The following is a 25359-nucleotide window of genomic DNA, read 5'->3' as shown; positions in this document are numbered from 1 at the left end:
TGTGGTGAAGCATGACCGGAAGAATTATCCTGCTGCGCCACGGCCAGACCTTTTCCAATATTGACCGCGTTATGGATACCCGGCCCCCGGGCGCCGAGCTCACCGAGCGCGGCCGCGGCCAGGCGGAAGATGTGGGACGCGAGCTAGCTGAGCTGTGCGCCGGCCGCCGCGTGCGGTTCGTATGTTCTATTGCCCTGCGTGCCCAGCAGACCGCGATGTTGGCCGCCCGCACATACGGCGAGGCCGTCGATGAACGCAACGTTCCCGTGGAAGTGCGTACAGGCCTGCACGAGGTCTTCGCCGGTGAGCATGAAATGAGCGGCAGCGAGGACACCCACCGCGAATATATGGTGGCGCTGCGCGGCTGGCTCGACGGCGATGAGAGCGCCCGGATGCCTGGCGGCGAGAGCTACGTGGATGTGCTCGAGCGCTACCAACCGGTGTTGGAGGATCTCGCTGCGGAGCTGGAGGATGATGAAGACATCGTCGTCGTCAGCCACGGCGCCGCCATTCGCGTGGTGACGGCGCACGCCTGCGGAGTGGACCCAGACTTTGCTTATACCGGTTATATGCCGAACTGCCGCTTTACCCTCATGGAGCCGCAGGGCCAGCCTTTTGGCCAGTGGACGCTCAAGCGCTGGGCGGATACCGAAGTTTAATTTCTCGCGGCCACGGTAGGTTTCGTTGTGGTCACGGTAGGCGTCGTTGTGGTCCCACGGTAGGTGCCTTAGGCACCTACCCCCAGCCGAGCTCGTGGAGGCGCTCCTCCTCGAATCCGAAATAGTGCCCGACCTCGTGGAAGACGGTCACCAGGACTTCGTGGGCGAGCTCTTCTTCCGAGTTGCTGATGGCCTGCAACGGCTGCCGGTAAATGGAAATGGTATCCGGCAGGTAGCCGGTGTGTGAGGCGGTGCGCTGCGTGAGCATGACGCCCTCATAAAGCCCCAACAGTTCAGGGTTCTCCGGGTGTTCTTCCTCGACGAGGATGACCAGGTTGCGCATCTGATTAACGAAGCGATCCGGAATTTTATCTAGGGCCTCGCCGACCATTTCCTCAAAGCGCTCTTCGCTGACCTCGTACATGTGGCTACTTCCTGTTCAAGGGCCGGGATTAGAGGGCCGGTGCCGCAGCTTCGGGGGTGGCGGGAGCGTCGTTCGCGCCAGCTGGCTCGGCGTTCTCGCCGCCCGGCTGAGCATTCGGGTCACGCAATGGGTTGCGCTTCGGCTGTTCGGTCGGCGGGGCGCCGTTAATGCTCAGGGCCTCGCGTCCCCCTGTGGCAGAGCCGGTGATCTCGGAGAAGTGGCCGTCCTTGATGTGGATCAGCGAGCAATTCACCGAACGGGAGCCGCTCTCCCAGGTTTCGCGGTTCATCGCACCCCAGAAAGGTTGCAGCGTGGACTGGTAAAGGTTCTCCTCGCCGCCCAGGTAGTCCATCGCATTTTGGGTGCAGGTCTCGGAGAGGAACTTATCCATGTCCTCATCGCTGGGGTAGCCATCGGGGAACTTTTCGGCCAGGTTGATGACGGAGACGGTCTCCATCTGGTGCGGTTCCTGGCAGGGCACGGTAGTGAGCGCCTGTTTATCATCCACCTTCCGGCACTCGCCCGGCTTGGCGACGACCGCCTGGTCCACCTCGCTGACCTTACCGGTGGATTCCTGCGGTACGCCGTTGGCGTCGGTAGTCTGCAGGCCACACAGCAAGGTACGGTCACCCTGATCCCAGGATGCGGCCGGGGGCAGGATGGAAGCAATGTCATAGCGCCCGTTGGGATCCCACTTGCCATTCAGGTAGCTCACCGTGGGTACCTCGCACAGCTCATCGCGCAGGGCGTTTTGGCGTGTGATGTCGGGGCGCGTGGCGTTGGGACCGAACTCGCTGGTGGGGTAGGTGCTGAGATCCTCGCGCGCCGAGACTTCGAAGCGGTGTGGTTTATCGCAGCTGATCTGCTCAAAACCAGTGGCGGTGCCGTCGGGGGCGATGTCCCACGTCACGCATGCCCCAGCGGAGGCGGTGGTGAAGGGAGCAGCTTCGCCGTCGGCGGCAGAAGGATCGGCGGCCTGACTGCCGTCGGCGCTGGAGCTAGCGGAGCCATGTCCGGCCGAATTGGTGCCGGTTGGTCCGCCGCTGAAGAGGCCGTAGGACGCCATGAAGACGGCCGCAGCCACGGCTGCAACGAGGACGACGCGGATGGCAGAGGCGGAGCGCCACGCAGATGAAGTGCTCATAGAACTCTTCATACTACTCCCTTAACGGCCCTGGCTTCTAGCCCGCCCAGCGCTGTTCTGGGCGAGGGTGCCGCTACATACGCGCGCGGGAGACGTGTGTTGTGAGGCGGTAGCGGTCAGTGCGGTAGACCGAGGAACACCATTCAACCGGGCGATCCCCCGAGCGGGCGAGGCGGGTGATGTGCAGCAGTGGGGTGCCCGGTGAGACGTCGAGAAGCTCGGCGATGTCCTCCTCCGCCGCCACCGCGGTGACAGTCTGCTCGGCCTCGGTGATGGGGACCTTAAAGGTGCTATCCAGAATCGCGTAGACGGAGTTATAGATGTCATTTTCTAGCAGCGTCGGCGCGAAGGCGGAGTTATACCAGCCATCGTCTATGGAATAAGGCTCGCCATCGCCCAAGCGCAGGCGCCGCAGGTGGGTGTGTGCAACCGTGGACTCTGTGCCGAAGAAATCACAGACCTCGCTGGGCGCGGTGCTGCGCTCGCCCAGCAGGATTCTCGAGGAAGCCTGTACCTTTTGGTAGCCCATCTCATCGGAAAAGGATGCCAGATGGAGCCGGGAGACCAGTGGGTTCGGAGCCACGAAGGTGCCCTTGCCTCGCACCCGCCGCAGGCGGCCTTCGGCTACTAAATCACCGATGGCGCGGCGCACAGTGATGCGGGAAACTCCGTAGGTTTCTTCGAGAATGCGCTCGCCGGGGAGGATGTCACCGGGTTTGAGGGTGGTTCGGCAGAGCTCGGAGAGAATATCCCGCAGCTGAGCGTGCTTGGGCACGGGGCCGTCGGTAATAATGTGAGGTGCCATGATATCCATGATAATGCGCTGGTTATGACCAGCGCAAAGGTATGGCCGTGCGCTAGACTATCCGGCGTGATTGATCTCAAGTTTCTTCGCGAAAATCCCGATGTCGTCCGCGCCTCCCAGGTAAACCGTGGGGAGGACCCCTCTTTGGTGGACCAGCTGCTCGCCGCCGATGAACAGCGCCGCGCGGCCATTGTGAAGGCAGACCAGCTGCGCTCGGAGCAGAAGGCCTTTGGCAAGAAGATTGGCCAGGCCTCCCCCGAGGAGCGCCCGGCGCTGCTGGAAGGCTCTAACGAGTTGAAGGAGAAGGTCAAGGCGGCCGGCGAGGAAGCGGCCGCGGCCGAGGCCAAGGTGACGGAGCTGCAGTACCAGCTCTCCAACGTGGTGGAAGGTGCTCCGGCGGGCGGCGAGGATGACTTCATCGTGCTCGAGGAGGTCGGTGAGAAGCCGCAGTTCGACTTCGAACCGAAGGATCACCTGGAGTTGGGTGAGACGCTGGGGCTTATCGACGTCAAGCGGGGCGCCAAAGTAGGCGGCGCACGTTTCTACTACCTCACTGGTGATGGTGCCTTCCTGCAGCTGGGCATGTTGATGCTGGCTGCGCAGAAGGCTCGTGAGGCGGGCTTTAAGCTTATGATTCCACCGGTACTTGTGCGCCCGGACGTTATGCAGGGAACTGGCTTCTTGGGCCAGCACTCCGATGAGATTTACTACCTTCCGGCGGATGATCTTTACCTGGTCGGCACCTCCGAGGTGGCCTTGGCTGGCTACCACAAGGAAGAAATCATCGACCTGTCCAAGGGGCCGTTGCAGTATGCAGGCTGGTCTTCTTGCTTCCGCCGCGAGGCAGGTTCGCACGGCAAGGACACCCGCGGCATCCTGCGCGTGCACCAGTTCGACAAGCTGGAGATGTTTGTCTACTGCAAGCCGGAAGACGCCGAGGAGATGCACCAGAAGCTCCTGAACATGGAAAAGGACATGCTGGAGGCGATGGAGCTGTCCTACCGCACCATCGATATCGCGGGCGGAGACCTGGGTTCCTCTGCGGCTCGCAAGTTCGATAACGAGGCGTGGGTGCCCACCCAGGACACGTACCGCGAGCTCACCTCGACCTCGAACTGCACCACCTTCCAGGCGCGCCGCCTGTCCACGCGCTACCGCGATGAGAACGGCAAGACCCAGTACGCCGCCACGCTCAATGGCACCCTGGCCACCACCCGCTGGCTCGTGGCCATCCTGGAGAACCACCAGCAGGCAGACGGCTCTGTGGTGGTCCCGGAGGCCCTGCGCCCATTCGTGGGTAAGGACGTGCTGTACCCCGTAAACTCCTAGAAGAACGCGGTGCGCGGGGCTTCGCGCGCCGCCCTCTCTTGTCCCTCCTCGCTGCCCTCGACAGCGGGGTCTTAGCTGTTTGGAGCACCATGAGCGCTGTGACTAACTTCCTCTACCGGCAGATCACGCACATCGGCCGCGGGGTGACGCTGGCCCAGGGGCTCAAGATGCGCCTGTCCGGGGAGGAGAATATCCCGGACAAGGGCGGGGCCGTCATCGTCTGCAACCACACCGGCTACATGGACTTCCTCTTTGGGGCTTTCCTGGCGTACCGCAAGCGCCGTTTGGTGCGTTACTTGGCAAAAGCTTCCATCTTCCGGACGCCGGTGGCCGGCCAGCTTTTTCAGGTGATGGGGCATGTCCCGGTGGACCGTATCGATGGCGGGGCGTCGATTGTCAAGGGCATCGAACTAGCCAAGAGTGGGGAACTCGTGGGGGTCTTCGCGGAAGGAACGATTTCCCGCAGCTTTGAGATCCGCAGCATGCGTAACGGCGCGGCGCGGATTGCGCATGGTGCGGGCGTGCCGATTATTCCGCAGGTTATCTTTGGCTCCCAGCGCATTTGGACGAAGGGACAGAAGAAGCACTTGGGTCGCACGAAGACGCCGGTGCTGATTAAAGCTTTGGAGCCTTATTACACGACGGGTGATTTCGACGCGGATATCGCGGAGGTACGTCGCCGCATGCAGGAGGCCCTGGAGGGCCTGTGGGCCGACTACGAGGCGGAGTTCGGCCCAATGCCGGCTGGTGAGTATTGGGTCCCAGCCCGCAAGGGTGGTGGGGCACCAACGCTGGAGGAGTCCGAGGCCCAGGACTCCGAGGTGGAGAGTGAGCGTTACCGTGTGCGCCGGCTGCGCGATGACCTGACCAACCTCAAGGACCGCGTCTCCGAGGCCACCGTGGAGCTCATGCGCGACCGGATGGCGCTGATGAAGCGGGCTAACTCTGAAGAATCGGGAGCAGAGCTTGGCGACGAGAACGCCGACGCCACGCAGGAAAGCGACGGCGCACAAGTTGAAAGCTCAGCCGCTGAGAAAGGCAAAGAGCGCCCGCGTACTGCTCCGGAGACTCTGGAGTGGATTAAGGAGAACCTCAACTCGGTGGTCGAGGAAGCCATGCGCGGAGTCGGGGAAGGCCGCGACAAGGTCACGGAGGTTATGGCGCAACTGAAGTCCGATGTGGTGGAGGCCCAGGCCTCTATGACGGCGAGCAGCAAGGAGATCTTCGCCGGTTCCGTAGTGGAGCAGGGCCTGCTTTCTGCGGCGACGCAATCGCGCATTATCGTCTCCCGCCTGCCACACCGCGTGAAAGCCCAGTACTCCGTTGTGCCGCGGGTGATTGTGGCAGATCAGAGCGCGCTGAGCATGGAGAACGGGGAAATCTCGAAGCGGCTTCAGGAAGCACTGACGCAGTTGCGCCCGCAGGTGGAGGAGTTCGTTGTGCTCTCGCCCCAGGGCGAAGTGCTGGACGCTGCTGCCTTTGGGGACCTCCCCCAATCGTGTTGGCGCATTGCCTGCTCAGAAGGGGCTGAAGGGGTGCAGTTCAACGATGCTCCCGGGGGTGTGGTGGTCACGGCTTCCTCACCTGCGGAGGGGTTGGCGGCTGTAGCGAAGAAGGTCGGGGCCGAGCCCGCAGACCTCCTGTTCTTTGCCAACGAGCCTGGTGATGAGACGTTTGCGGAGGGTGGGGAAGATATCGCTGTGCGCATGGTGGCGCTGGAGACAGCCCCCATTGAGGTGATTAAGGCTGCCCAAGCGGTGACCTATTCCGCTGAACGATGTGGCATGGCAGAAGTGTTGGAGGCGATGGCGCGCTTGCAGCAGGAGAAAGAATAGGGTTTGAACCCCTGGACTTGCAGCTAGTTCTTAACGCCCGCTAACACCCCCGGAAGGGGGTGTTATTTTATTTTGTCACCCTATGGAAGGGTTTAGAAACTCCAGGTTACGGCGGCGGAACTTACGTGTGAGTAGCGTCTCCAGGGAGAAATACGGGTGACCTATAGCATTGGCCGTGGGAGAAAACTTCTTCCTCATCCGCCGTTCGGGCAGTTGGCCAGGCATCGGCACATCGAGCGCGCGGTGGATGAGCACACTATGCTGCGCATACCGTCAACGAGGGGCTGGCCTTTCTGACGCCGTGCAGCGAGAGAGGAGACTCGGTCAACAATGACCACGACGAGTATCAACAGCTTTAACCCCGAATATTTTGAAAAGACGTGGAACGACTACTCCACCGAGGACTATGACATCGTCATCATCGGCGGAGGTTCCGTAGGTGCCGGCGCTGCACTGGATGCGGCCACCCGTGGCCTGAAGACGGCCGTGCTGGAATCCCAAGATTTTGCGGCGGGTACGTCTTCGCGCTCCTCCAAGATGTTCCACGGTGGCCTGCGCTACCTGGCAATGTTCGACTTCCGCCTCGTGGCGGAGTCCCTGAAGGAGCGCGAGCTCAACATGTCGACCCTGGCGCCACACCTGGTGAAGCCGTTGAAGTTCATCTTCCCGCTGACCCACCGCGGTTGGGAGCGCGTCATGATGTTCGGCGGCTTTACCCTCTATGACCTCATGGGTGGCGCCAAGAGCGTCCCCATGCAAAAGCACCTCACCCGCAAGGGTGTGCTGAAGGTGACCCCGGGTCTTAAGGAGGACGCCGTCGTCGGTGGCGTGCGCTACTATGACACGCTTGTCGACGACGCCCGCCACACCATGACCGTCCTGCGCACCGCCGCCGAATACGGCGCTAGCGTGCGCACCGGCACCGAGGTGATTGGCTTTGAGAAGGACGGCCGCGGCCGCATCACTGCCGCGAAGGTCCGTGACCTGGAAACCGGCCGCGAGACCACCGTGAAGGGCAAGGCCTTCATCAACGCGACCGGTGTGTGGAATGACAAGATTCAGGACATGGCGGGCGCTGAAGGCAAGTTCACCGTCCACGCTTCCAAGGGCGTTCACATCGTGGTACCGAAGGATGCCCTCGACGCGGAAGCCGCACTGTGCTTCGTCACCGAAAAGTCCGTGCTTTTCGTCATCCCGTGGGGTGAGTACTGGATCATCGGTACCACCGACACCGATTGGGAGAAGGGCCTGTCCCTGCCGGATCCGGCGCCGACCAAGGCGGATATCGACTACATTCTGGACGAAGTCAACCAGCGTGTGCGCGACAAGATCACCCGCGATGACATCGTCGGCGTGTACTCCGGCCTGCGCCCGTTGCTGTCCGGCAAGTCCGATTCCACCACCAACCTCTCCCGCAACCATGCCGTTGCTCGCGTGGCACCGGGCATGGTCTCCGTCGCGGGTGGCAAGTACACCACGTACCGCGTCATCGGCAAGGATGCCGTGGACCTGGCCGCCAAGGAGCTGGGCACCAAGGTGTCCGAGTCCGTCACCGAGCGCACACCGATTTTGGGCGCGGACGGCTACCACGCACTGGCTAACCAGATTCCGGCCTTGGCCCGTCGCTATAACCTCAGCGAGGACCGCATTGAGCACCTGCTCGGCCGCTATGGCTCGCTGATCGGTGAGGTCCTCGCCCCGGCTGCTGACGACGCCACGCTGCTCGAGTCGGTTCCGGGCGCCGAGAGCTACATCTGGGCAGAGGTGCGCTACGCCGTGACCCACGAAGGTGCCCTGCACATCGACGACATCGTCTCCCGCCGTCTGCGCGTGGCTATCGAATTTGCCGACCGCGGCGTCGCCGCTGCGCAGCCGATCGCTGAATTCGTCGCCCCGCTACTGGGTTGGGAGCAGGCCGACATCGAGCGCGAAGTCTCCCACTTCACCAAGCACACCGAGGCAGAGCTCGCCGCTGAGGCAGCGCTGACCGACCGTGAAGCAAATGACATCCTCGAGCGCGCAGGAAGCGCACGAGCCACCAAGGAAGAAGCCTAAAAGTCACAGGGCCCAGCGAGAGGTGGTTTTCCCTCGCTGGGCCCTTGGCCTAGGCAGATAAGAAAGGACATCTTATGACCGGAATGGATGCATTCCTGTGGGAGTTCATCGGCACTGCGCTGCTGCTCCTGCTCGGCAACGGCGTATGTGCCGTTGTGAACCTCCGCACCTCAGGCGCGCGCGGTTCGGACTGGATCGTCATCGCTATGGGCTGGGGCCTTGCGGTCTTCATCGGCGCTAGTGTCGCCGACCCCTCCGGCGGCCACCTCAACCCGGCGGTCACCATCATGCTGGCCGTGAACGGCTCGCTCGAATGGAGCCTCGTGCCCTACTACCTGCTGGGACAAATCCTCGGCGCGATGCTTGGTGCATTCCTTGCCTGGGCTACCTTTAAGCAGCTTTTCGACGCCAATAACCTCGACGAAGCCGGCAACGTCACCGGCGCCAACAAGAACACCGGGGGCATCTTCTTTACCGCCCCGGCGCACCCGAACAACGGTTGGAACGCAGTCACCGAGTTCATCGCTACCTGCGTGTTGCTCATGTTCATCGCCTTCGGCCCGGCTGGCGGCGAATTGGGCCCGCTGAAGTACTTCGCCGTCGCGTTCGTCGTCGTGTCCGTAGGTCTCTCCCTCGGTACTGCCACTGGTTATGCGATCAACCCGGTCCGTGACCTTGGCCCCCGCATCATGTACGCCTTCATCCTCCCCATCAAGGACAAGGGCAGCGCCAACTGGGGTTATGCATGGGTTCCGGTGGTTGCACCGACCCTCGCGGCCGTCGCCGTTGGTCTGCTGTCTATGGCTCTCTAAAAAATCAGACCTCACTACTCAGAAACGGAGAACACAATGACTACCAAGAGCTACGTTGCAGCGATTGATCAGGGAACCACGTCTACCCGCTGCATCATTTTCAACCACGACGGTGAGCAGGTGTCCGTCGGCCAGCTCGAGCATGAGCAGATTTTCCCGGAGAAGGGCTGGGTCGAGCATGACCCGGAGGAAATCTGGAGCAACACCCGCCGCGCGGTGGGTGAGGCTTTGGCGAATGGCGACATTAACGTCGAAGACATTGCCGCACTTGGCATCACTAACCAGCGCGAGACCACCGTCGTGTGGGACAAGAACACGGGTAAGCCGGTGTACAACGCTATCGTGTGGCAGGACACCCGTACCACCGATATTTGTAAGGAACTCGCTGGTGATGAAGGTGCGGACAAGTGGCGTCGCCGCACCGGCCTCATCATCAACTCCTACCCGGCTGGCCCCAAGGTGAAGTGGATCCTCGATAACGTCGAGGGTGCCCGCGAGCGTGCGGAGAAGGGCGAGCTGCTCTTCGGCACCATCGATACTTGGCTGCTGTGGAACCTCACCGGCGGCGCTGACGGCGACAACGGCCAAGAGGCCCTGCACGCCACGGACGTCACCAATGCCTCGCGCACCTTGCTCATGGACATCGAGAAGCTCGAGTGGGATGAGGAACTGTGCAAGGAGATGGGTATCCCCACTTCCATGCTGCCGGAGATTCGTCCCTCTCTGGGTGACTTCCGTACCGTCCGTGAGCGCGGTTCCCTGTCCGGTGTGCCGATTCGTGCCATCCTGGGTGACCAGCAGGCCGCCATGTTCGGCCAGGGTTGCTTCCGCCCGGGGTCCGCTAAGAACACCTACGGCACCGGCCTGTTCCTCCTGCTCAACACCGGTACCACCCCGAAGTTCTCTGAGAACGGCCTGTTGACCACTGTGTGCTTCCAGCGCGAGGGCGAGCGTCCGGTCTACGCGCTCGAGGGTTCCGTCTCGATGGGTGGTTCTCTGGTGCAGTGGCTGCGCGATAATCTGCAGCTCATTCCGAACTCCGCGTCCATTGAGAACCTGGCGCGCGAGGTCAAGGACAACGGTGGCGTCTACATCGTGCCGGCCTTCTCGGGGCTCTTCGCTCCGTACTGGCGCCCGGATGCCCGCGGTGTCATCGTGGGCCTGACCCGCTACGCCAACCGCAAGCACCTAGCGCGCGCCGTCCTCGAGTCCACCGCGTACCAGACTCGCGACGTCGCCGATGCCATGATCGCTGATTCCGGCGTGGAGATCACCGAGCTGCGTGTCGACGGCGGTATGACCATGAACGAGCTGCTCATGCAGTTCCAAGCAGATATGCTCGGTGTGGAGGTGCACCGCCCGAAGAACGTGGAGACCACCGCCACCGGCGCGGCCTTCGCAGCCGGTCTGGACTCCGGTTTCTGGGATGACCTCAGCGTGCTGGGCGCCCAGCAGGGTGATTTCAAGGTGTGGAAGCCGCAGCGTGAGAAGGAAGAAGTTGAGGCTCTCTACCGCGATTGGAAGCGCGCCATCAAGCGTTCCCTGAACTGGGAAGACGTGGACGATGACGACGTTATCGCTTAAGGGCTAAGCAGGAACCTTCGCACGCAGGCGCGGCTGTCACGAGCATTCTCGTGGCGGCCGCCTTCGTCGTTGTGCGCGTGGCAGGCTGCGGCACGGTGGTGGGGAGCCAACGCTGCAGTGGACGTTGTTGTGGCCACCAGCGTTGCGGGCGCGCCCTCGTGTGCATCGCTCTGACGTAGACTCAGGGCTATGGCCAGTGACGTATTTTCGGACCGCGCTCCGCGCCTCATCATTAGCGATATCGATGGCACCTTGTTGGATCGAAACCACCGGGTGCCCAGGCGAAACCGCGAAGCTGTGGCCCGCGCGGTCGCCGCGGGCAGCGAGTTTGCGCTGGCAACTGGCCGGCCCTTCCGCTGGATCATGCCCGTGCTTGAACAACTGACTGTGCGACCCGTCTGCGTGACCTCAAACGGCGCGGTGATTTATGACTCGGCGGAGGACCGCGTGCTCTCGGCCCACGAGCTCTCGCCCGAGGCCCTCGCGGAAACCGTGGAGGTAGCCACGAAGGTTCTGGAACCTCATGGTGGTGTTGGCTTTGGCGCGGAGCGCGCGGGAGGCTCGGTCATGGATCCGGTTGAGGAACTCTTCGTAGTGGAGTCGCACTATTCGGAGAATGCGCTCTTTGAAGGCTTCGGGCTGGTTAGCGTGGGGGAGTTGGTGTCCCGACCGGCGGTCAAGCTCCTAATTCGCAATACGGCGTTCTCCGCGCCGGAGCTCTACGGGCTCATTGCTCCCCACATCGATCCCGAGCTTGCCCACGTGACTTACTCGATGTCCGAGGGAATCCTCGAGGTGGCGGCCCCCAACGTGACGAAGCGCCGCGGAATTAAGTGGCTGGCCGAGCACCACGGTATCGCCCGCGAGGAGATCATCGCTTTTGGCGATATGCCCAACGATATCGAGATGCTTGAGTGGGCCGGGTGCGGTGTGGCCATGGAGAACGCACATCCGGACGTCGTGGCTGCCGCTGATGCGGTGACGGTAGCGCACCACCAGGCGGGTGTGGCAAAGGTTCTTGAGCGCTGGTTCTAGCACTGCTGTGCTCCGCCGCGCTGTAGCCGTGAAACCCCGCGCTACCTGCCCTGTTTATAGCGGAGCCTAAGAGTTTTCTGTCTCCGGTTGCGGGGTGGGTGGTGGTGTGGGCCTGACCCCCGGAAAGTAGACACGTCGGGGGTTAGCTATGCTGCTTGGGTCAGTGTAGCTGATGTGAGTGCTTCGAAGTCATCGGGGGCTAGAAGATTGCACCAGGAGTGTCGTCTGCGCGTGTTGTAGCGCATGCACCATCGAAAGACTTCTTGGCGACAGCTGATTGGGCTGTCAAAGACTTTCCGATCACGCAGAACTTCACGCTTTAAAGTGGCGTTAAACGATTCTGCCAAGGCATTATCAGCACTCGTTCCCACCGCGCCCATGGATTGGCGAACACCAAGCTGGGTGCAGTGGTCCCTAAATGCTTGTGAGGTGTACACACTGCCATGATCAGAATGGAAAATTGCCCCTTTAAGGCTTCCACGGACTTTCCTTGCATGAGATAAAGCTTCGATAACCAGCGATACCCGCATGTGATCTGCGAGTGCATGTCCGACAAGTTTGCGCGAGTAGACGTCGACGACCGTGGCCAGGTACATGTTCTTGCCGCCCTTACACGGCAGGTAGGTGATATCGCCTACATAGACCTGGTTCGGCCTGTCAGCGGTGAATCTGCGGCCTACTAAATCTGGCATGACTCGACGGCCAGGCTTGCGCCTGGTGGTGATACATCGACGCCGTTTAGTAAAGCCTTTCAGCCCCATGGATTTCATGATGCGTGCGACCTTCTTGTGATTGATCGGAGGAAAGCCCGTATCGTCGTTGAGGCTTGCAGCAATGCGTTTAGCACCATAAAGCCCGTGCTCATTATCGAAGATGGTCTTGATTCTCGCACCAATAAGGGCATCAGAACACGTCTTTAACCTGCGTTCTTGGCGGGTGTTGACCCATTTGTAGAACGAGGAGCGATTGAGCTTTAACACGTGGCACATCCGTGTGAGCCGAGTATTCGGTTCGGTGGTCATCGACAAACTGGAAGCGGATCACCAGCGTGTCTCTTCGGCAAAATATTTCGCGGCCTTGCGCAGGATGTCGCGTTCTTCGCGCAGCTTTGCGTTTTCTTTTTCTAGCTGGCGGATCCGCTCAGAATCAGTCGTCGCCTGAGCCTTGTCACGCATGGTCTTCGTGCGGGCACGTTTGCCAGTGCCGTACTGCTTAAGCCAGGAATAAAGTGAGGAGCGATTGACTCCAAGCTCTGCTGAAGCCGCGTGAAGTGAGAGGTCCTCATTGTTTTCGTAGAGGGCCACAGCATCACGTTTGAACTGTTCGGAGTACCTAGGCATGGTGGTAGATTACCTTTCTTCCCAACCCAACCGGGCTGGATATCAGGTGTCTACCAAACAGGGGTCAGGTCCTTTGTCGCATGGGGGATTTGGAGACTTATTTCTCCTACCGCAGTTCGGGGTTGGATCTTGTGGGGCTTGCGGTGGGCAGTGTGGATGATTTACGCGCGCGTGGTGCCTCGTTGGCTGATGCTGTGGAGTTGGCCGGGTTGCATGGGGCGTATTTCGGGCCGACGCGTTTTACAGGCAAGCAGCGGCAAGCACGTGCGGCTGCGGTTGCTCAAAGGCATGATGTGGCGACGTTGAGTTTGATTGAGTCGTATACCGCCAGGGTGAAAAAAGAGTTGGATGCGTGGAATTTGCGTGTCAGGTTGGCGGGGACTCCGGCAGACCGTATCCCGAAGGTGGCGAAGGACCGCTTGAAGCAGTTGCAGCCGCGGCGGGTGCCTGAACCGGGGGTGCGGCTGACGTATCGGAAGGCGGGGCCGCATTCGTTGACGATTACTGATTCAGCCTTGCGCATTAGTGAGATGCGCGGGACTTTGGAGTCGATTAATCCGGCTGATTTGTTGGATGCGGCAGGCCGGGTGTTCTTTGAACAGTCGCATGGGGGCACTAAGCCTGCGGTAGCGACCAATGTGGTGGTCACTTTGGATGAGTTGGATCGGATTGTGCGGGGTGAGGGGGATGATATTGAGCTTGTGCTGACTAATGGTGGGCGGATGACTGGTCGGGAGTTTGTGACCTATAAATTTGCCGAGGTTGGGTATGTGACGTTGGTGCATCCCACGGTTGGGCCGGTGTGGTTGCATCGGGTGCGGCGTTTGGCGGGGTTTGAGCAGCGGGTAATGGCCAGTGCGGAGCATCCGACGTGTGCGCGTGAAGGTTGTAATAAGCCGGCGGATTATTGTCAGGTGCATCATTTGGTGCCGTGGCAGGCTGGTGGTGCGACGGATCCGCCGAATTTGACGATGTTGTGTGCTTATCACAATGGCATTAATGACGATGATCCGGATAAGCCGACTGGTGCGGGTTATGTCTTTAGGTTGCGGGGCGGGGTGGATTATGTGCCACCCTGGGCGGAGCCGATTACTTCCCAGCCGGCATACCAAGCAGCACAAGCAGCATTGAAGCAGCAGGCCAACGGGGACTTACCAGTACCGCCGGATACCTAAACCCCAATCCCAAACACACGCCGAAGCGGAAGCCACCCGGTGGCTCCCGCTACATTGGCGATCCCACAGACCTGCACGTACACACGGTGCGGCTGGGATTAGTCCGTGAAGACCTGAATCTGCTCAGTCTCCGGGTTGTAGACAATGGATCCGCCCTGGAACTGCACGCGGACTTCCTTGCCGAGGCCGGTGGGGACTTCGTCGGACGTCGGCAAGCCGAGCGTTGCCGAGTTGTCGCCGGATGCCCATTCCTTGGCGATGCGTCCCACCAGAGCGTGCGTACCGGTGTCCTCGGAGCTCAGCACGACGCCGTTCTGGAAGAGCTGGTAGATGATGCCGGCGGACTCATCCGGACCGCCAACAGCCAGGCCCAGCGCTGGTCCGAAGGCGTTAAGGACTGCCGTCCACGTTTCCTTCAAACCCTCGTTCTTGCTCAGGGACAACACCTTGGTCACGATGCCAGGAATTTGCTCCACCGGCAGCCCATTGACCGTCTTATCCGTGTCAATCTGCTGGTCCGAGCGGGCATACATGATGGCGAAGAGCGTGCCAGCCAGGCCGACTAGTGCGGTGACGGTGCTCATCGGGATTTCAGTATCGCCCAGCGAGGACGTTGCCTCCTGTGCCGGGGCAGCCGGTGCGGGAGCAGACGGCGCATTGTTTTTCGGCGCAGAGCCAGAGGAGTCTGGGGTAGAGGTATTGCCGCTGCCCCAGTCCGTTGACGTCGAGCCCGACGCGCCCGACTTGATGGAGCGGTACTTCTTGTGCGCTGCCTCGCGGATCTTCGGCCACTGGGCGATGGTGTAGCGCCCCGGGCAGGCAGTGAAGTGAACATCGCTGTGCCCGAAGAGGCCATAGACCGGGGCAGAGGTGCCAGCCGGGTAGCGCGAGCCATTGAAGCCCTCCGAGCGCAGGGAGACGCGAGATGTCGGATCAACACCGGAAATCGCGCCCTTCCAGCCAGCCAGGTCGGTGACGGACTCCAGCAAGGCTTCCGTCGGCTGAGCCGTCTCATAGTTGCCGATCATGGAAATACCCCACGTATTCCGGTTGAAGCCACCGATGTGAGCTCCCTGTACTGCCTTGTCGAGCCCGCCGTAGCGGCCCTCGTAGATGGTGCCGTACTTATCGACCAGCGCGTTGTATCCGATATCGCACCATCCCAGGTTCTGGGCGTGGTACTTGTACGCGGCGCGCACCTGCGCGGCCGCCTGCGCGCGGGTGTAGTTATTGGAGCCCGCGGTGTGGTGCAGCGCAATGGCCTTCACACCGTCGTCGTAGTCGGCGCCCTTACAGCGGATATTCTCATTCGCGCCCCAGCCGGCGCGCGAGACCACGCGCGGCATACCGTCGGTCTCAGCGGTCGGCTCAATGACCTCGCCCTCCTGGGCGTTGCCGTCCATGAAGACAGCCTCCAGGCCTTCCACGTCGCTATTGACGGGAAGTTCTTCGGTCTCGGCGACGGGGGCGATGTCGCCGACGTTGAAGGAGGCGTCGTCGAGCGCGGCGTCCTCAACGGGGGTTTCGGTGAACTCTTCGTCCAGATTCGACCCGGTTACCAGATCCACATTGTTGATGGAGACCTGCACGTCGTTGGTATCGCCCACGAAGATGAGCTCGGTGCCGTTCGTGGCGTTCGGATCATCGTTGTTGTAGGACATTGAGTCCATGTCGTACCACTCGGACCAGGACCCGTCTGGCTGCTTGGCGCGGACGAAGGCAGCGACATCGCGCGCGCCCTTCCAAGTCACGGCAAAAGAGGAGAAGGTCTCATCGCGGTGGAATTGCTTGACGGCGCGCGGGCCTTCGCCCTCGCCTTGGGCGGCGATGGCCGGGTCATCCACCACGACCGTTTCGCCAGATCCGAAGGATTCGGAGGCCGAGCTCACTTCGATGGGCCCGCTGCCCGCTTCCTGGGTGTGGATAAGGGTTTGGCCGCCCACGGCTGCGGCAGCAACTACAGCGATCGAGGTGACCGTAGTGATAACCGGCGTAGACCACGTCGATTTCGCGGGAACAAGACGACGTTTGAGGTGCACTGTTACTCCTAGGATGGTGTGCGCCACAAGGTTAAGAGGAGCGCAAAAAGTTAACTAACGGGACAGATGTTACGTCAGGTGTTGGAGTGAAAGAAGGTGTGACACGCGAGTTTTCTCGCTTGGGTGTCACCCGCCGTTCTATGCGCGTTACTGCTTTAAGCTGATGCTCATGACTGCATATGACCTCATCGTTGTTGGATCTGGATTCTTCGGCCTGACCGTGGCCGAGCGCGCAGCCTCCCAGCTGGGCAAGAAGGTGCTTATCGTCGAGCGCCGCGAGCACCTAGGCGGCAACGCCTACTCGGAGGCCGAGCCGGAGACCGGCATCGAGGTCCACAAGTACGGCGCGCACCTCTTCCACACGTCGAACAAGCGCGTGTGGGAGTACTGCAACCAGTTCACCGACTTCACTGACTACCAGCACCGCGTCTTTGCTATGCATGACGGCACGGCCTACCAGTTCCCGATGGGTCTGGGTCTGATTAACCAGTTCTTCGGCCGCTACTACTCCCCGGATGAGGCGCGCCAGCTCATCAAGGAGCAGGCTGGTGAGTTCGCCGTGGATGAGGCGAAGAACCTGGAGGAGAAGGCCATCGCGCTCATTGGCCGCCCGCTCTACGAGGCCTTCATCCGCGACTACACCGCCAAGCAGTGGCAGACCGATCCGAAGGAGCTGCCGGCCGGTAATATCACGCGCCTGCCGGTGCGCTATACCTTCAACAACCGCTACTTCAACGACACCTACGAGGGCCTGCCCGTCGACGGCTACGCGGCCTGGCTGGAGAAGATGGCGGAGCATGAGCTTATCGACGTCCGCCTCAATACCGACTGGTTCGACGTCCGCGAGGAGCTGCGAGAGGCGTCGCCAAACGCGCCGGTGGTTTACACCGGCCCACTGGATCGCTACTTCGATTTCGCCGAGGGTGAGTTGGGCTGGCGCACGCTCGATTTTGACATGGAGGTGCTGGAGACCGGTGACTTCCAGGGCACCCCGGTGATGAACTACAACGACGCGGACGTGGACTACACCCGCATCCATGAGTTCCGCCACTTCCACCCGGAGCGCGCCGACAAGTACCCCAAGGACAAGACGGTGATCATGAAGGAGTACTCGCGCTTCGCGGAGAAGGGCGATGAGCCGTACTACCCGATTAACACCCCGGAGGACCGCTCCAAGCTGGAGGCTTACCGCAAGCTCGCTGCCGCTGAGGCCCGCGAGAACCAGGTCCTCTTCGGCGGCCGCCTGGGCACTTACCAGTACCTGGACATGCACATGGCCATCGCCTCCGCGCTGAGCATGTTCGATAACAAGCTGGCTCCCTATTTCCGTGATGGCCAAGCCATCACGCAGGAGCGCGGTCACTAGGCCACGGCGCTGGCCCGGCCGCTCCCGGTAGCGCAGCGTGGCGCGCTATGCTGAAACACCTCGATGAAAGGAGGTGACGGCATGGCGCAGCGCAAGAAGAAGCGCGCAGACCGCAGCATGTGGAAGATGTCCCCGGAGCGGCTCGAGGAACACCTCAAGCTGCGCAGTCGCGCAACGCGCATTCCCGATAAGAAGAAGGAACAATCCAAGAAGGCCTGCCGGAACACCCGGCGGGCCTTTGGCCGTTTATGGGGGACGTTTTGCCAGCGTGCGGAACTAGACCAAAGAAAATAAAAACTTGTGGTCTGGCCAACAATCACTTAAGGTTAACAGTAGGTTAACAATAGGCGAACAGAAAGTGAGTTTAGAGATGACTTCCCCGAACGCCCGCCGTTTCGATACGTTGCGCCAGGATTTACACGCAGATTATGGCCACGAGTACACCGCCCAGGAGATTGACTCCTTCCTCGATGCCACCATTGAGCGTCACGAGGCTGGCGCGACTTTAGAAGAGTTCATTCCCGTGATGGTGGAGCGCGAGGTGCGCGAGCACTTCGGCACCCACCGCATCCACGTGCGTTTCTCGGCAGGTGCCGACCATGCGCTGGCGCAGGCAGCCGTGGCTTTGACGAAGAAGTATGCCGGTAACGCGCTGCTGGTGGACGCCGCCGTAGCCCACCCGGAAAACGACCCTGACTCCCACATGGCCCACGTGCTCCAGGAGCGCGGCATGGCGGAGCACCCGGACCGCTACGTCGAGGACCTGCGTCTGGTGACTATCCCTGACTTCATTGTCTACCTCGGCCGCGAGGTGCCGCGCGATGAAGCCGGCAAGGATGTCAAGATCTGGGACATCGCCACGGCGGAAACCGTGGAGGAGACCCGTGAACTGGCCGATGACCTCGGCGCCCGCGTGCTCTACATGCTCAACCGCCTGGGTATCGAGCCCATCTCGGAGGATGCCGCTGTCACGGCCTAAATCAGCTGGATAAAGACTTCCTCAACGCGGTCGACACTGCGCAGGGAATCTGGAAGGTTAAGACCGGCATGGGCGATGACGTAGGCGTCGCGTACATCGGTCTTGGAGTTGCCGACGTGGATGCGAGAGAGCTGTCGCATCGCAAGCCCTGGTAGATAGCGAACATCTGCCCCCATGTCTTGGGTGACTGCGACGGTCAACCGGCCGATGTCGTTGGGAATAACAAGGACCGAGGCGTTGTCGGCGAGGAATTGGCCGAAGAGCTTGCGTAGCGAGCCTTCATGCTGATTGATGCGTTTGGACAGGACTTGCCTGCCATGAGGATCAAGGACGCAGGCGTGGTGGAAGTATTTGCCGACGTCCACCCCAATGACGAAGTCATAGGCCATGGGTGTATGCCTCCTAGCGATGAATTAGAAGTTGGACTATTTACGCTTCATCGCTGGGGTTGTCGGACATACTTGCGCTGGCATCCACATTACTGTGAGACCTCATACCACCTGGGCTGGGTCAGGTTCCTATTAGCAGATTGAGTATGTCACTGTCTTCGGCGGCATCACCCTCGGATCATTTTCAGACAGGGGTGGGAATAAGCCATACCGAAGCCAGCGACTAGTTCCACTGTCCTTTCAGACGGAGGGACCGGAAATAAACATAACCCGCCCAATCGGGTGGACAGACCATGAACCTTCGGCGCCCTGAGGTGGAACTGCTAACAACGTAATGTGTTCCTATATAGGTTGTGAACTCCACGGGTGGGCTTGGGGCCTGACCCCCGGAGAGTAGACACGTCGGGGGTCAGGCCCATCCTTGGTTCCTCATTGGGGCATGTGATGGCGGGGATTTCTCTGAAGGTTTCGTTTTCCCTTGCTGGCGTTCTTTTTGCAGCATTTCTTGTTTGTGCCGGCGTTTATCTCACTTGGGGAGCAGTTGGGAAGAGGTTCGCTAAAGTCGACTCTTTGAGCTGACTGAAATAGGAAGAAAGACACTCTGATCATGTGTTGCTATGAGGAGTATCCTTCTTATTGTACAGAGTTAATAGTTGTCAGTTAGCGAAAAATTAGTCAGTATTGTTCTCTACTTTCTCAATCTCCCTCCGATTCGACACTCTCTTGAGCCTCTGACAATTGCGGCCACGAGTTCGTGACCATCGAGGTCGATTTCCTTTTGGCGCCGCACGAAGTCGGCAAGGACATCAAGATTTGGGATATCGCCACGGCGGAAACCGTGGAGGAGACCCGTGAGCTAGCCGATGACCTCGGCGCCCGCGTTCTCTACATGCTCAACCGCCTGGGTATCGAGCCCATCTCGGAGGACTCTGCCCTCACGGCTTAGCTTTCCGCCGCGTGGGAACTCAGCGCAGCAGTGCTTAACCACTAATCTTGGTTTCTGAATACTGTCGAAATCTGTGTGGAGAACCGAAGATATCGTGACTGCCAACAATACTGCTGCGTACGAACCCGTACAGCGCATCCTGCTGCCCAAGCGTGGCGAGCCGGTCGACGTCCGCATGCTCTACCTCATCGAGTCCGAGCAAAACCGCGAGCGCCTCAGCTGGAGCGGCCGCACCTCCGTGACCATCCCGGCCGGCGAAGAGGCCTCCTTCGAGACCTACTTCAACGCCTTCCCGGCGGCCTACTGGCGCCGCTGGTCCCAACTGAAGTCCATCGTGCTGGTCATGGACGTCGAGGGCGAGGCCAACATCTCCCTGTACCGATCCAAGCAGGACGGCCAGCGCATCGCCGTGGCCAACCACGTGGTGACCACCGGCCACCACGAGTTTGAGCTGCCCCTGAAGAACTTCGAGGACGGCGGCCTGCTGTGGTTCGATGCCTCCGCCGTTGAGGACACCGTGCTTAGCAACGCCGCCTGGTGCGCCCCGCATGCCCCGAACCCGCAGCTCCTGCCGGACGGCAGCGAGTACCCGGCGCAGGAGAAGCGCGTGGCCGTGGGTATTCCGACCTTCAACCGCCCCACCGACGCCGTCGCGGCACTGCAGGCACTGGCGGAGGACCCGGTAGTGGACGGCATCATCGACTATGTCCTCATGCCGGACCAGGGCAACCAGCACCCGGCGGACGAGCCGGGCTATGACGAGGCCGTGGCGCACTTCGGTGAGCGCTTCCGCGAGTTCCGCCAGGGCAACCTGGGCGGCTCGGGCGGCTACTCCCGCATCATGTTCGAGGCGCTGGAGAATACCGACTCGCCCTACATCCTCTACATGGATGATGACATCGCCATCGAGCCGGATTCCATCCTTCGTGCGGTCCAAGCAGCGCGTTACGCCTCCAAGCCCTTCATCGTGGGCGGGCAGATGCTCAACCTGCAGGAGCGCTCCCAGCTGCGCACGACCGGCGAGCGCGTTAACCGCGCTGACTTCATGTGGGGTGCGGCCGAGCACGCCGTCTACGACCACGACTTTGCCAAGTACCCGCTGCGCGCCATCGGTGACGCGCAGTCCCACCTCGACCCGAAGAAATATGACTCCCGCGCGCTGCACCGCCGCGTCGACGTGGAATACAACGGCTGGTGGATGTGCCTCTTCCCGCGTGTGGTTGCGGAAAGCATCGGGCAGCCGCTGCCGCTGTTCATCAAGTGGGATGACACCGAATACTCGCTGCGCGCTGCCGCCCATGGTTTTCCGACGGTGACCTGGCCGGGCGCGGCCATCTGGCACATGGCATGGGCAGATAAGGACGATGCCATTGACTGGCAGGCCTACTTCCATTTGCGCAACCGCCTCATCGTGGCAGCGCTCTACCACGAGGGCGATGCACGCGGGATTACCAAGTCCATCTTCAAGTCCACCCTCAAGCACACCATGTGCATGGAGTACTCCACCATGGCCATCCAGCTGGAGGCCATGAAGGACTTCCTGGCAGGCCCGGATCAGCTCTTCGACATCCTGGAATCCTCGCTGCCGCGCATTGCCGCGATCCGCAAGGAATTCCCGGACGCTGTCATCATCGATTCGGCGGACCAACTACCCGCGCCCACCGGCGCGCCGGGCGTGCCCACCCGCAATATCGGTGGCCGCCTGGGCAAGATCAAGAAGATTCCGTGGCTCATCAAGTCCGCCAAGCACCTGGTCACCAAGGAAGACCCGGCGCACCACGAGGCGCCGCAGCTCAACCTCACCCCGGAGGAGGCCCGCTGGTTCACGCTCTCCCGCGTGGATTCCGCCACCGTCTCCACCGCGGGCGGCACCGGCGTGGCCTTCCGCAAGCGTGACCGCGAGCTGGCCCTCGAGCTGGTGAAGTCCACCCGCGAGCTCCTCAAGGAAATCGAGGAGAACTTCGATGATCTGCGCGCCGAGTACCGCGCGGCACTGCCGGAGCTGACCTCCCGCGAGTCCTGGCGAAAGGTTTTCGATGCCCAATAAGCTTTCTGTCGCCGAATCCCACGTCCTCGAGAAGATCCAGGACACGGCCTTCGAGGTCCCCGGTGTTCTGCCCACCGCGCGGGGCTTAAGCCACTTCGGCGAGCACGCCCTGGGCTGGTTGGCTCTATCCGGTCTGGGCGCCGCCGTGAATTACCAGAAGCCGGCGCGCCGCCGCCAGTGGGTAGCCGTCGGCGTGGGTGCCTTCACGGCGCATGCGGCCAGCGTTGTGATCAAGCGCATTGTGCGCCGCAAGCGCCCGGATTACGACTACGTCAAGGTGGGCGTGAAAACACCGTCTAAGCTGTCCTTTCCTTCATCCCATGCGACGTCGACAACCGCGTTCCTCGTGGGTGCCGCGCACGTTCTGGGAACCCCGGCACCGCTTGTCGGTGTGCCGGTCATGATGGCCTCGCGTATGGTGCTCGGGGTACATTACCCATCCGATACGGCGATCGGCGCCCTGCTGGGAGCCGCCACCGCGGAAGCATGTCACCGCTATGAAAGGAAGACCGCATGAGCGAACGACCCAACCGCGTCGACGACGGTGAACAGAAAGTCTTCCACTCTGAGCCGCACACCTCCGGCATCGATACCGGCCGCAAGCGCAAGCCGCCGAAGAACCTCGCCGATGGCATGGTGAAGGCCCTGCGCCCCAAGCAGTGGGTCAAGAACGTTCTCGTCCTGGCCGCCCCTGCGGCCGCGGGCGCGGAGTCGCTGTTCCACACGCGCGTGCTTCTCGACGTCCTCCTCGCCTTTATCGTCTTCTGCATGGGCGCGTCCTCCATCTACCTCATCAACGATGCCCGCGACGTGGAGGCTGACCGTGCGCACCCGACGAAGCGCTTCCGTCCGATCGCGGCCGGCGTGCTTCCGGTGAACTTGGCTTATGCCATGGCCGCGGTGCTCATCATCGGTTCGATTGGACTGTCCTTCTTGGCCACCGCGGGCCTGCAGCTTGCCATCGTCATGGCTATCTACATCGGTCTGCAGCTGGGCTATTGCTTCGGGTGGAAGCACATGCCGGTGATCGATATCGCCTTGGTGTCCTCTGGTTTCATGCTGCGCACCATGGCTGGTGGCGTGGCCGCGGGCATCGTGCTTTCTCAATGGTTCCTGCTGGTGGCCGCGTTTGGCTCCCTGTTCATGGCCTCGGGCAAGCGCTACTCGGAGATCCTTCTGGCTCAGCGCACGGGTGCGAAGATCCGTAAATCCCTGGAGGGTTATACGCCTACCTACCTGCGCTTCGTGTGGACCCTAGCCGCCACCGCGGTGGTCATGTCTTACTCCCTGTGGGGCTTCCAGCTCTCCAACGAGTCTGATGGCCCGGCCAGCGTGTGGTACCAGGTGTCTATGGTGCCGTTTACCATCGCGATCCTGCGCTATGCCGCCGACGTAGACCGCGGCAACGGAGGTGCCCCGGATGAGATCGCCCTGGAGGACCGCGTCCTCCAGATCCTGGCTCTGCTGTGGCTGGCCTGCATTGCTATGGCGGTCTACATCATGCCGGCAGTAATGGGTTAGACTCTCTCCTCATGCGAAAATCCGATACACGTACCGTGGCCGCGCTCAGCGCGTTGGCCTCGGTTATCGTGATCGGAGTTTTCTCGTTTTGGGGTGGCTTCGCCCGCCGCTGGATTTCGGACGACGGCCTGATCGTCCTGCGCACGGTACGCAACCTTGAGGAAGGCAACGGCCCTGTCTTCAACGCCGGCGAGCGCGTGGAGGCCAATACCTCGACTCTGTGGCAATACCTCATCCTTCTCGTGCGGTGGGTAACGAACGCCCCGCTGGAATCCATCGCCGTCAACCTGGGCCTCCTGCTAGCGGTCGCGGCGATGGTGCTGGGCGCGTGGGCCACGGCGCGGGCCTTCTACCGCTCGGGCCAGTTTTCTGCACCGCTCGTGGCTCCCGCGGGCGCGCTGGTCTACCTCGCACTGCCCCCGGCCCGTGATTTCTTCACCTCCGGGCTGGAATGGGGACTGTCCATCTTCTACCTCGCCGGCCTTTGGGCGCTGCTGCAGCACTGGGCTCAATCCCGCACGAATACTAGTGCTTATTGGCTCGCGCTGTGGGCTGGCTTGTCCTGGCTCGTGCGCCCAGAGTTCGCGCTTTACGGCGGGCTTGCCGGCCTCCTGCTCTTAGCAGCGCACCGCAACTGGAAAGTCTGGCTCGGCATCCTCGGCGCGGCCCTGCCCATCCCGGCGGGTTACCAGTTCTTCCGCATGGGCTACTACGGCCTGTTGACGCCGCACACGGCGGTGGCTAAGTCGGCGTCGTCAAGCGCGTGGGACAGTGGCCTGAACTACCTGCAGGATTTCGTGGGGCCTTATGCCCTGTATCTGCCCGTTATCGTGCTGGCGGGTGCGGCGCTGTGGACCTTCCGCGCCCAGCTGCGCCCGGCAGCGCTGCGCAGCTCCACGACCGTGTCCTACTTGATGGTCGGGGCTGCGGCGGTGCACGTGCTGTACGTGCTGCGCGTCGGCGGTGACTTCATGCACGGACGCATGCTGCTGCTGCCGCTTTTCGCCGCGCTTCTCCCGGTTTTCGTACTGCCGCTTAAGGGGCTGGTGTCCGCGCTTGCAGCAGCCTTCTGCGCGGTGTGGGCTGTCGTCATCGTGCTGCGCGGGCACCCGACGGACTGGGAGGCCTATGAGCAACCGCTGTCCATCGTGGACGAACGTGATTTCTGGACTTATGCCACCAACCGCGAGGCTGGGTACCCGCCGCGCTCGGCAAAAGACTACCTGGGGATGAAGTTCATGCGCGGCTACGAAGAGGCCGGCGAGAAACTGGTGGACGGAGATGCCCTGGCCACAATCTATGTGGAAGATGAGGAGAAGGACCTTCTCAATTGGCTCACCGTTCCGCGCGAGCCGGGTAGGGACGAGCCGCCGACGATCTACCTGGTGAACTTGGGCATGACGTCCATGAACGCGCCGTTGAATGTCCGGGTTCTTGACACGATTGGTCTGGCCACGCCGATGGCCGCGCGCATGCCCCGTGAGGAAGGCGGGCGCGTGGGCCACGACAAGCACCTCGACGTGGAGTGGCAGGCTGCGCTGACGGGCGCGGATATCGAGTATCTCCCGCCGTGGTACGACAAGGACAAGACCCGTCAGGCGCGCGCCGCGCTGGAAAGCCCCCAGGTGCAGGAACTCATCGCTTCCTATAGCGCGCCCCTGACGTGGGAGCGTTTCCGCGCGAACTTAGCTTTCTCGCTGACCTCGGGGCGCACCCTCATGCTCTCCGATGATCCGAGCGATTATCCTGTCCATTAGCTTGGCGTGAGCTGGGGAGCACCCCCATGGGTAGGCGAAAATTGCCAGGGTGCGTTACGCTACGAAAGATTCCTGTTATTGATCTGTAACTATCGCTGGCGTGTTGGCGATGTACTAA

At 61.5% G+C, this 25359-nt stretch carries 20 protein-coding genes and 2 pseudogenes; 16 read left to right on the top strand and 6 right to left on the bottom strand.

The genetic code is table 11. The features are described 5' to 3' along the window. The first annotated feature begins 11 nt into the window (after nucleotides 1-11). Nucleotides 12-659 carry a histidine phosphatase family protein gene (locus tag CAURI_RS12515; protein ID WP_010188514.1) on the top strand — a complete coding sequence of 216 codons (648 nt, stop codon included), beginning with the start codon at nucleotides 12-14 and terminating at the stop codon, nucleotides 657-659. 76 nt (nucleotides 660-735) lie between these two features. Here CAURI_RS12515 and CAURI_RS12510 read toward each other — a convergent pair whose 3' ends face one another. From CAURI_RS12510 to CAURI_RS12500, 3 genes are all read right to left on the bottom strand, one after another. Continuing rightward, a complete protein-coding gene (locus CAURI_RS12510; RefSeq protein WP_010188515.1) occupies nucleotides 736-1083 on the bottom strand; it encodes a metallopeptidase family protein in 348 nt (115 codons plus the stop codon). A 28-nt stretch (nucleotides 1084-1111) separates the two neighbouring features. Beyond that, nucleotides 1112-2227 (bottom strand): septum formation family protein, encoded by a 1116-nt coding sequence (locus tag CAURI_RS12505; RefSeq protein ID WP_010188516.1) that lies wholly within the window; start codon nucleotides 2225-2227, stop codon nucleotides 1112-1114. Between the two features lie 73 nt (nucleotides 2228-2300). Continuing rightward, nucleotides 2301-3032: a GntR family transcriptional regulator gene (locus tag CAURI_RS12500; protein ID WP_010188517.1), complete on the bottom strand. Its 732-nt coding sequence runs from the start codon at nucleotides 3030-3032 to the stop codon at nucleotides 2301-2303. A gap of 66 nt (nucleotides 3033-3098) precedes the next feature. Here CAURI_RS12500 and serS point away from each other — a divergent pair, with 66 nt between their 5' ends. The 6 genes from serS to CAURI_RS12470 all read left to right on the top strand — a co-directional run bounded on the left by serS (nucleotide 3099) and on the right by CAURI_RS12470 (nucleotide 11682). Further along, nucleotides 3099-4361, top strand: a complete 1263-nt coding sequence (serS, locus tag CAURI_RS12495) for a serine--tRNA ligase (protein ID WP_010188518.1) — start codon at nucleotides 3099-3101, stop codon at nucleotides 4359-4361. Between the two features lie 89 nt (nucleotides 4362-4450). Then, nucleotides 4451-6196: a lysophospholipid acyltransferase family protein gene (locus CAURI_RS12490; RefSeq protein WP_010188522.1), complete on the top strand. Its 1746-nt coding sequence runs from the start codon at nucleotides 4451-4453 to the stop codon at nucleotides 6194-6196. Between the two features lie 330 nt (nucleotides 6197-6526). After that, nucleotides 6527-8251, top strand: a complete 1725-nt coding sequence (locus CAURI_RS12485; RefSeq protein ID WP_010188524.1) for a glycerol-3-phosphate dehydrogenase/oxidase — start codon at nucleotides 6527-6529, stop codon at nucleotides 8249-8251. 74 nt (nucleotides 8252-8325) lie between these two features. Continuing rightward, nucleotides 8326-9063 carry an MIP/aquaporin family protein gene (locus CAURI_RS12480; protein WP_010188526.1) on the top strand — a complete coding sequence of 246 codons (738 nt, stop codon included), beginning with the start codon at nucleotides 8326-8328 and terminating at the stop codon, nucleotides 9061-9063. A gap of 36 nt (nucleotides 9064-9099) precedes the next feature. Next, nucleotides 9100-10647: a glycerol kinase GlpK gene (gene glpK / locus CAURI_RS12475; protein WP_010188529.1), complete on the top strand. Its 1548-nt coding sequence runs from the start codon at nucleotides 9100-9102 to the stop codon at nucleotides 10645-10647. A gap of 189 nt (nucleotides 10648-10836) precedes the next feature. Continuing rightward, nucleotides 10837-11682, top strand: coding sequence for an HAD family hydrolase (locus tag CAURI_RS12470; RefSeq protein ID WP_010188531.1), 846 nt, complete (start codon nucleotides 10837-10839; stop codon nucleotides 11680-11682). A gap of 146 nt (nucleotides 11683-11828) precedes the next feature. On the opposite strand, the pseudogene CAURI_RS12465 reads toward CAURI_RS12470, so the two are convergent. After that, nucleotides 11829-13022, bottom strand: a pseudogene (locus tag CAURI_RS12465) (IS3 family transposase). An 80-nt stretch (nucleotides 13023-13102) separates the two neighbouring features. Between CAURI_RS12465 and CAURI_RS12455 the strand changes: the two are divergent. Continuing rightward, complete coding sequence (locus CAURI_RS12455) at nucleotides 13103-14197, top strand: HNH endonuclease signature motif containing protein (RefSeq protein WP_012715348.1); 1095 nt, start codon at nucleotides 13103-13105, stop codon at nucleotides 14195-14197. 98 nt (nucleotides 14198-14295) lie between these two features. On the opposite strand, the gene CAURI_RS12450 is transcribed toward CAURI_RS12455, so the two are convergent. Beyond that, entirely contained in the window at nucleotides 14296-16236 is a 1941-nt protein-coding gene (locus tag CAURI_RS12450) for an N-acetylmuramoyl-L-alanine amidase (RefSeq protein WP_012715347.1), read from the bottom strand. Between the two features lie 169 nt (nucleotides 16237-16405). Here CAURI_RS12450 and glf point away from each other — a divergent pair, with 169 nt between their 5' ends. From glf to CAURI_RS12435, 3 genes are all read left to right on the top strand, one after another. After that, entirely contained in the window at nucleotides 16406-17602 is a 1197-nt protein-coding gene (glf, locus tag CAURI_RS12445) for a UDP-galactopyranose mutase (RefSeq protein ID WP_010188544.1), read from the top strand. Between the two features lie 81 nt (nucleotides 17603-17683). After that, nucleotides 17684-17896, top strand: coding sequence for a hypothetical protein (locus CAURI_RS12440; protein ID WP_010188545.1), 213 nt, complete (start codon nucleotides 17684-17686; stop codon nucleotides 17894-17896). 76 nt (nucleotides 17897-17972) lie between these two features. After that, the gene (locus tag CAURI_RS12435) at nucleotides 17973-18581 is read left to right on the top strand and encodes a three-helix bundle dimerization domain-containing protein (protein ID WP_010188546.1); all 609 of its coding nucleotides are present in this window, start codon (nucleotides 17973-17975) and stop codon (nucleotides 18579-18581) included. A 2-nt stretch (nucleotides 18582-18583) separates the two neighbouring features. On the opposite strand, the pseudogene CAURI_RS12430 reads toward CAURI_RS12435, so the two are convergent. Further along, nucleotides 18584-18970 (bottom strand): annotated as a pseudogene (locus tag CAURI_RS12430) (IS110 family transposase); the annotation flags it as partial. A 754-nt stretch (nucleotides 18971-19724) separates the two neighbouring features. Between CAURI_RS12430 and CAURI_RS12425 the strand changes: the two are divergent. The 5 genes from CAURI_RS12425 to CAURI_RS12405 all read left to right on the top strand — a co-directional run bounded on the left by CAURI_RS12425 (nucleotide 19725) and on the right by CAURI_RS12405 (nucleotide 25241). Then, complete coding sequence (locus CAURI_RS12425; protein ID WP_010188550.1) at nucleotides 19725-19916, top strand: hypothetical protein; 192 nt, start codon at nucleotides 19725-19727, stop codon at nucleotides 19914-19916. 94 nt (nucleotides 19917-20010) lie between these two features. Beyond that, nucleotides 20011-21963, top strand: a complete 1953-nt coding sequence (locus tag CAURI_RS12420; RefSeq protein ID WP_010188552.1) for a glycosyltransferase — start codon at nucleotides 20011-20013, stop codon at nucleotides 21961-21963. Next, nucleotides 21953-22480, top strand: coding sequence for a phosphatase PAP2 family protein (locus tag CAURI_RS12415; protein WP_010188554.1), 528 nt, complete (start codon nucleotides 21953-21955; stop codon nucleotides 22478-22480). Before CAURI_RS12420 ends, CAURI_RS12415 begins: the two co-directional genes overlap by 11 nt. Beyond that, a complete protein-coding gene (locus tag CAURI_RS12410) occupies nucleotides 22477-23484 on the top strand; it encodes a decaprenyl-phosphate phosphoribosyltransferase (protein ID WP_010188556.1) in 1008 nt (335 codons plus the stop codon). Before CAURI_RS12415 ends, CAURI_RS12410 begins: the two co-directional genes overlap by 4 nt. A gap of 11 nt (nucleotides 23485-23495) precedes the next feature. Next, nucleotides 23496-25241, top strand: coding sequence for an arabinofuranosyltransferase AftB family protein (locus CAURI_RS12405; RefSeq protein ID WP_010188558.1), 1746 nt, complete (start codon nucleotides 23496-23498; stop codon nucleotides 25239-25241). Nucleotides 25242-25359 lie beyond the last annotated feature (118 nt).

The organism is Corynebacterium aurimucosum ATCC 700975, assembly GCF_000022905.1.
GTDB lineage: Bacteria > Actinomycetota > Actinomycetes > Mycobacteriales > Mycobacteriaceae > Corynebacterium > Corynebacterium aurimucosum_F.
This window is presented reverse-complemented; position numbering and strand designations above follow the sequence as displayed.

What these genes read in the sequence shown, in the direction of transcription:
- CAURI_RS12490 (WP_010188522.1), top strand. Translation starts at nt 4,451, where the DNA reads ATGAGCGCTGTGACTAACTTCCTCTACCGGCAGATCACGCACATCGGC.
- CAURI_RS12500 (WP_010188517.1), bottom strand. Translation starts at nt 3,032, where the DNA reads ATGGCACCTCACATTATTACCGACGGCCCCGTGCCCAAGCACGCTCAG.
- CAURI_RS12505 (WP_010188516.1), bottom strand. Translation starts at nt 2,227, where the DNA reads ATGAGCACTTCATCTGCGTGGCGCTCCGCCTCTGCCATCCGCGTCGTC.
- CAURI_RS12410 (WP_010188556.1), top strand. Translation starts at nt 22,477, where the DNA reads ATGAGCGAACGACCCAACCGCGTCGACGACGGTGAACAGAAAGTCTTC.
- CAURI_RS12405 (WP_010188558.1), top strand. Translation starts at nt 23,496, where the DNA reads ATGCGAAAATCCGATACACGTACCGTGGCCGCGCTCAGCGCGTTGGCC.
- CAURI_RS12435 (WP_010188546.1), top strand. Translation starts at nt 17,973, where the DNA reads ATGACTTCCCCGAACGCCCGCCGTTTCGATACGTTGCGCCAGGATTTA.
- CAURI_RS12510 (WP_010188515.1), bottom strand. Translation starts at nt 1,083, where the DNA reads ATGTACGAGGTCAGCGAAGAGCGCTTTGAGGAAATGGTCGGCGAGGCC.
- glf (WP_010188544.1), top strand. Translation starts at nt 16,406, where the DNA reads ATGACTGCATATGACCTCATCGTTGTTGGATCTGGATTCTTCGGCCTG.
- CAURI_RS12455 (WP_012715348.1), top strand. Translation starts at nt 13,103, where the DNA reads ATGGGGGATTTGGAGACTTATTTCTCCTACCGCAGTTCGGGGTTGGAT.
- CAURI_RS12440 (WP_010188545.1), top strand. Translation starts at nt 17,684, where the DNA reads ATGGCGCAGCGCAAGAAGAAGCGCGCAGACCGCAGCATGTGGAAGATG.
- CAURI_RS12470 (WP_010188531.1), top strand. Translation starts at nt 10,837, where the DNA reads ATGGCCAGTGACGTATTTTCGGACCGCGCTCCGCGCCTCATCATTAGC.
- CAURI_RS12415 (WP_010188554.1), top strand. Translation starts at nt 21,953, where the DNA reads ATGCCCAATAAGCTTTCTGTCGCCGAATCCCACGTCCTCGAGAAGATC.
- CAURI_RS12480 (WP_010188526.1), top strand. Translation starts at nt 8,326, where the DNA reads ATGACCGGAATGGATGCATTCCTGTGGGAGTTCATCGGCACTGCGCTG.
- CAURI_RS12485 (WP_010188524.1), top strand. Translation starts at nt 6,527, where the DNA reads ATGACCACGACGAGTATCAACAGCTTTAACCCCGAATATTTTGAAAAG.
- glpK (WP_010188529.1), top strand. Translation starts at nt 9,100, where the DNA reads ATGACTACCAAGAGCTACGTTGCAGCGATTGATCAGGGAACCACGTCT.
- CAURI_RS12515 (WP_010188514.1), top strand. Translation starts at nt 12, where the DNA reads ATGACCGGAAGAATTATCCTGCTGCGCCACGGCCAGACCTTTTCCAAT.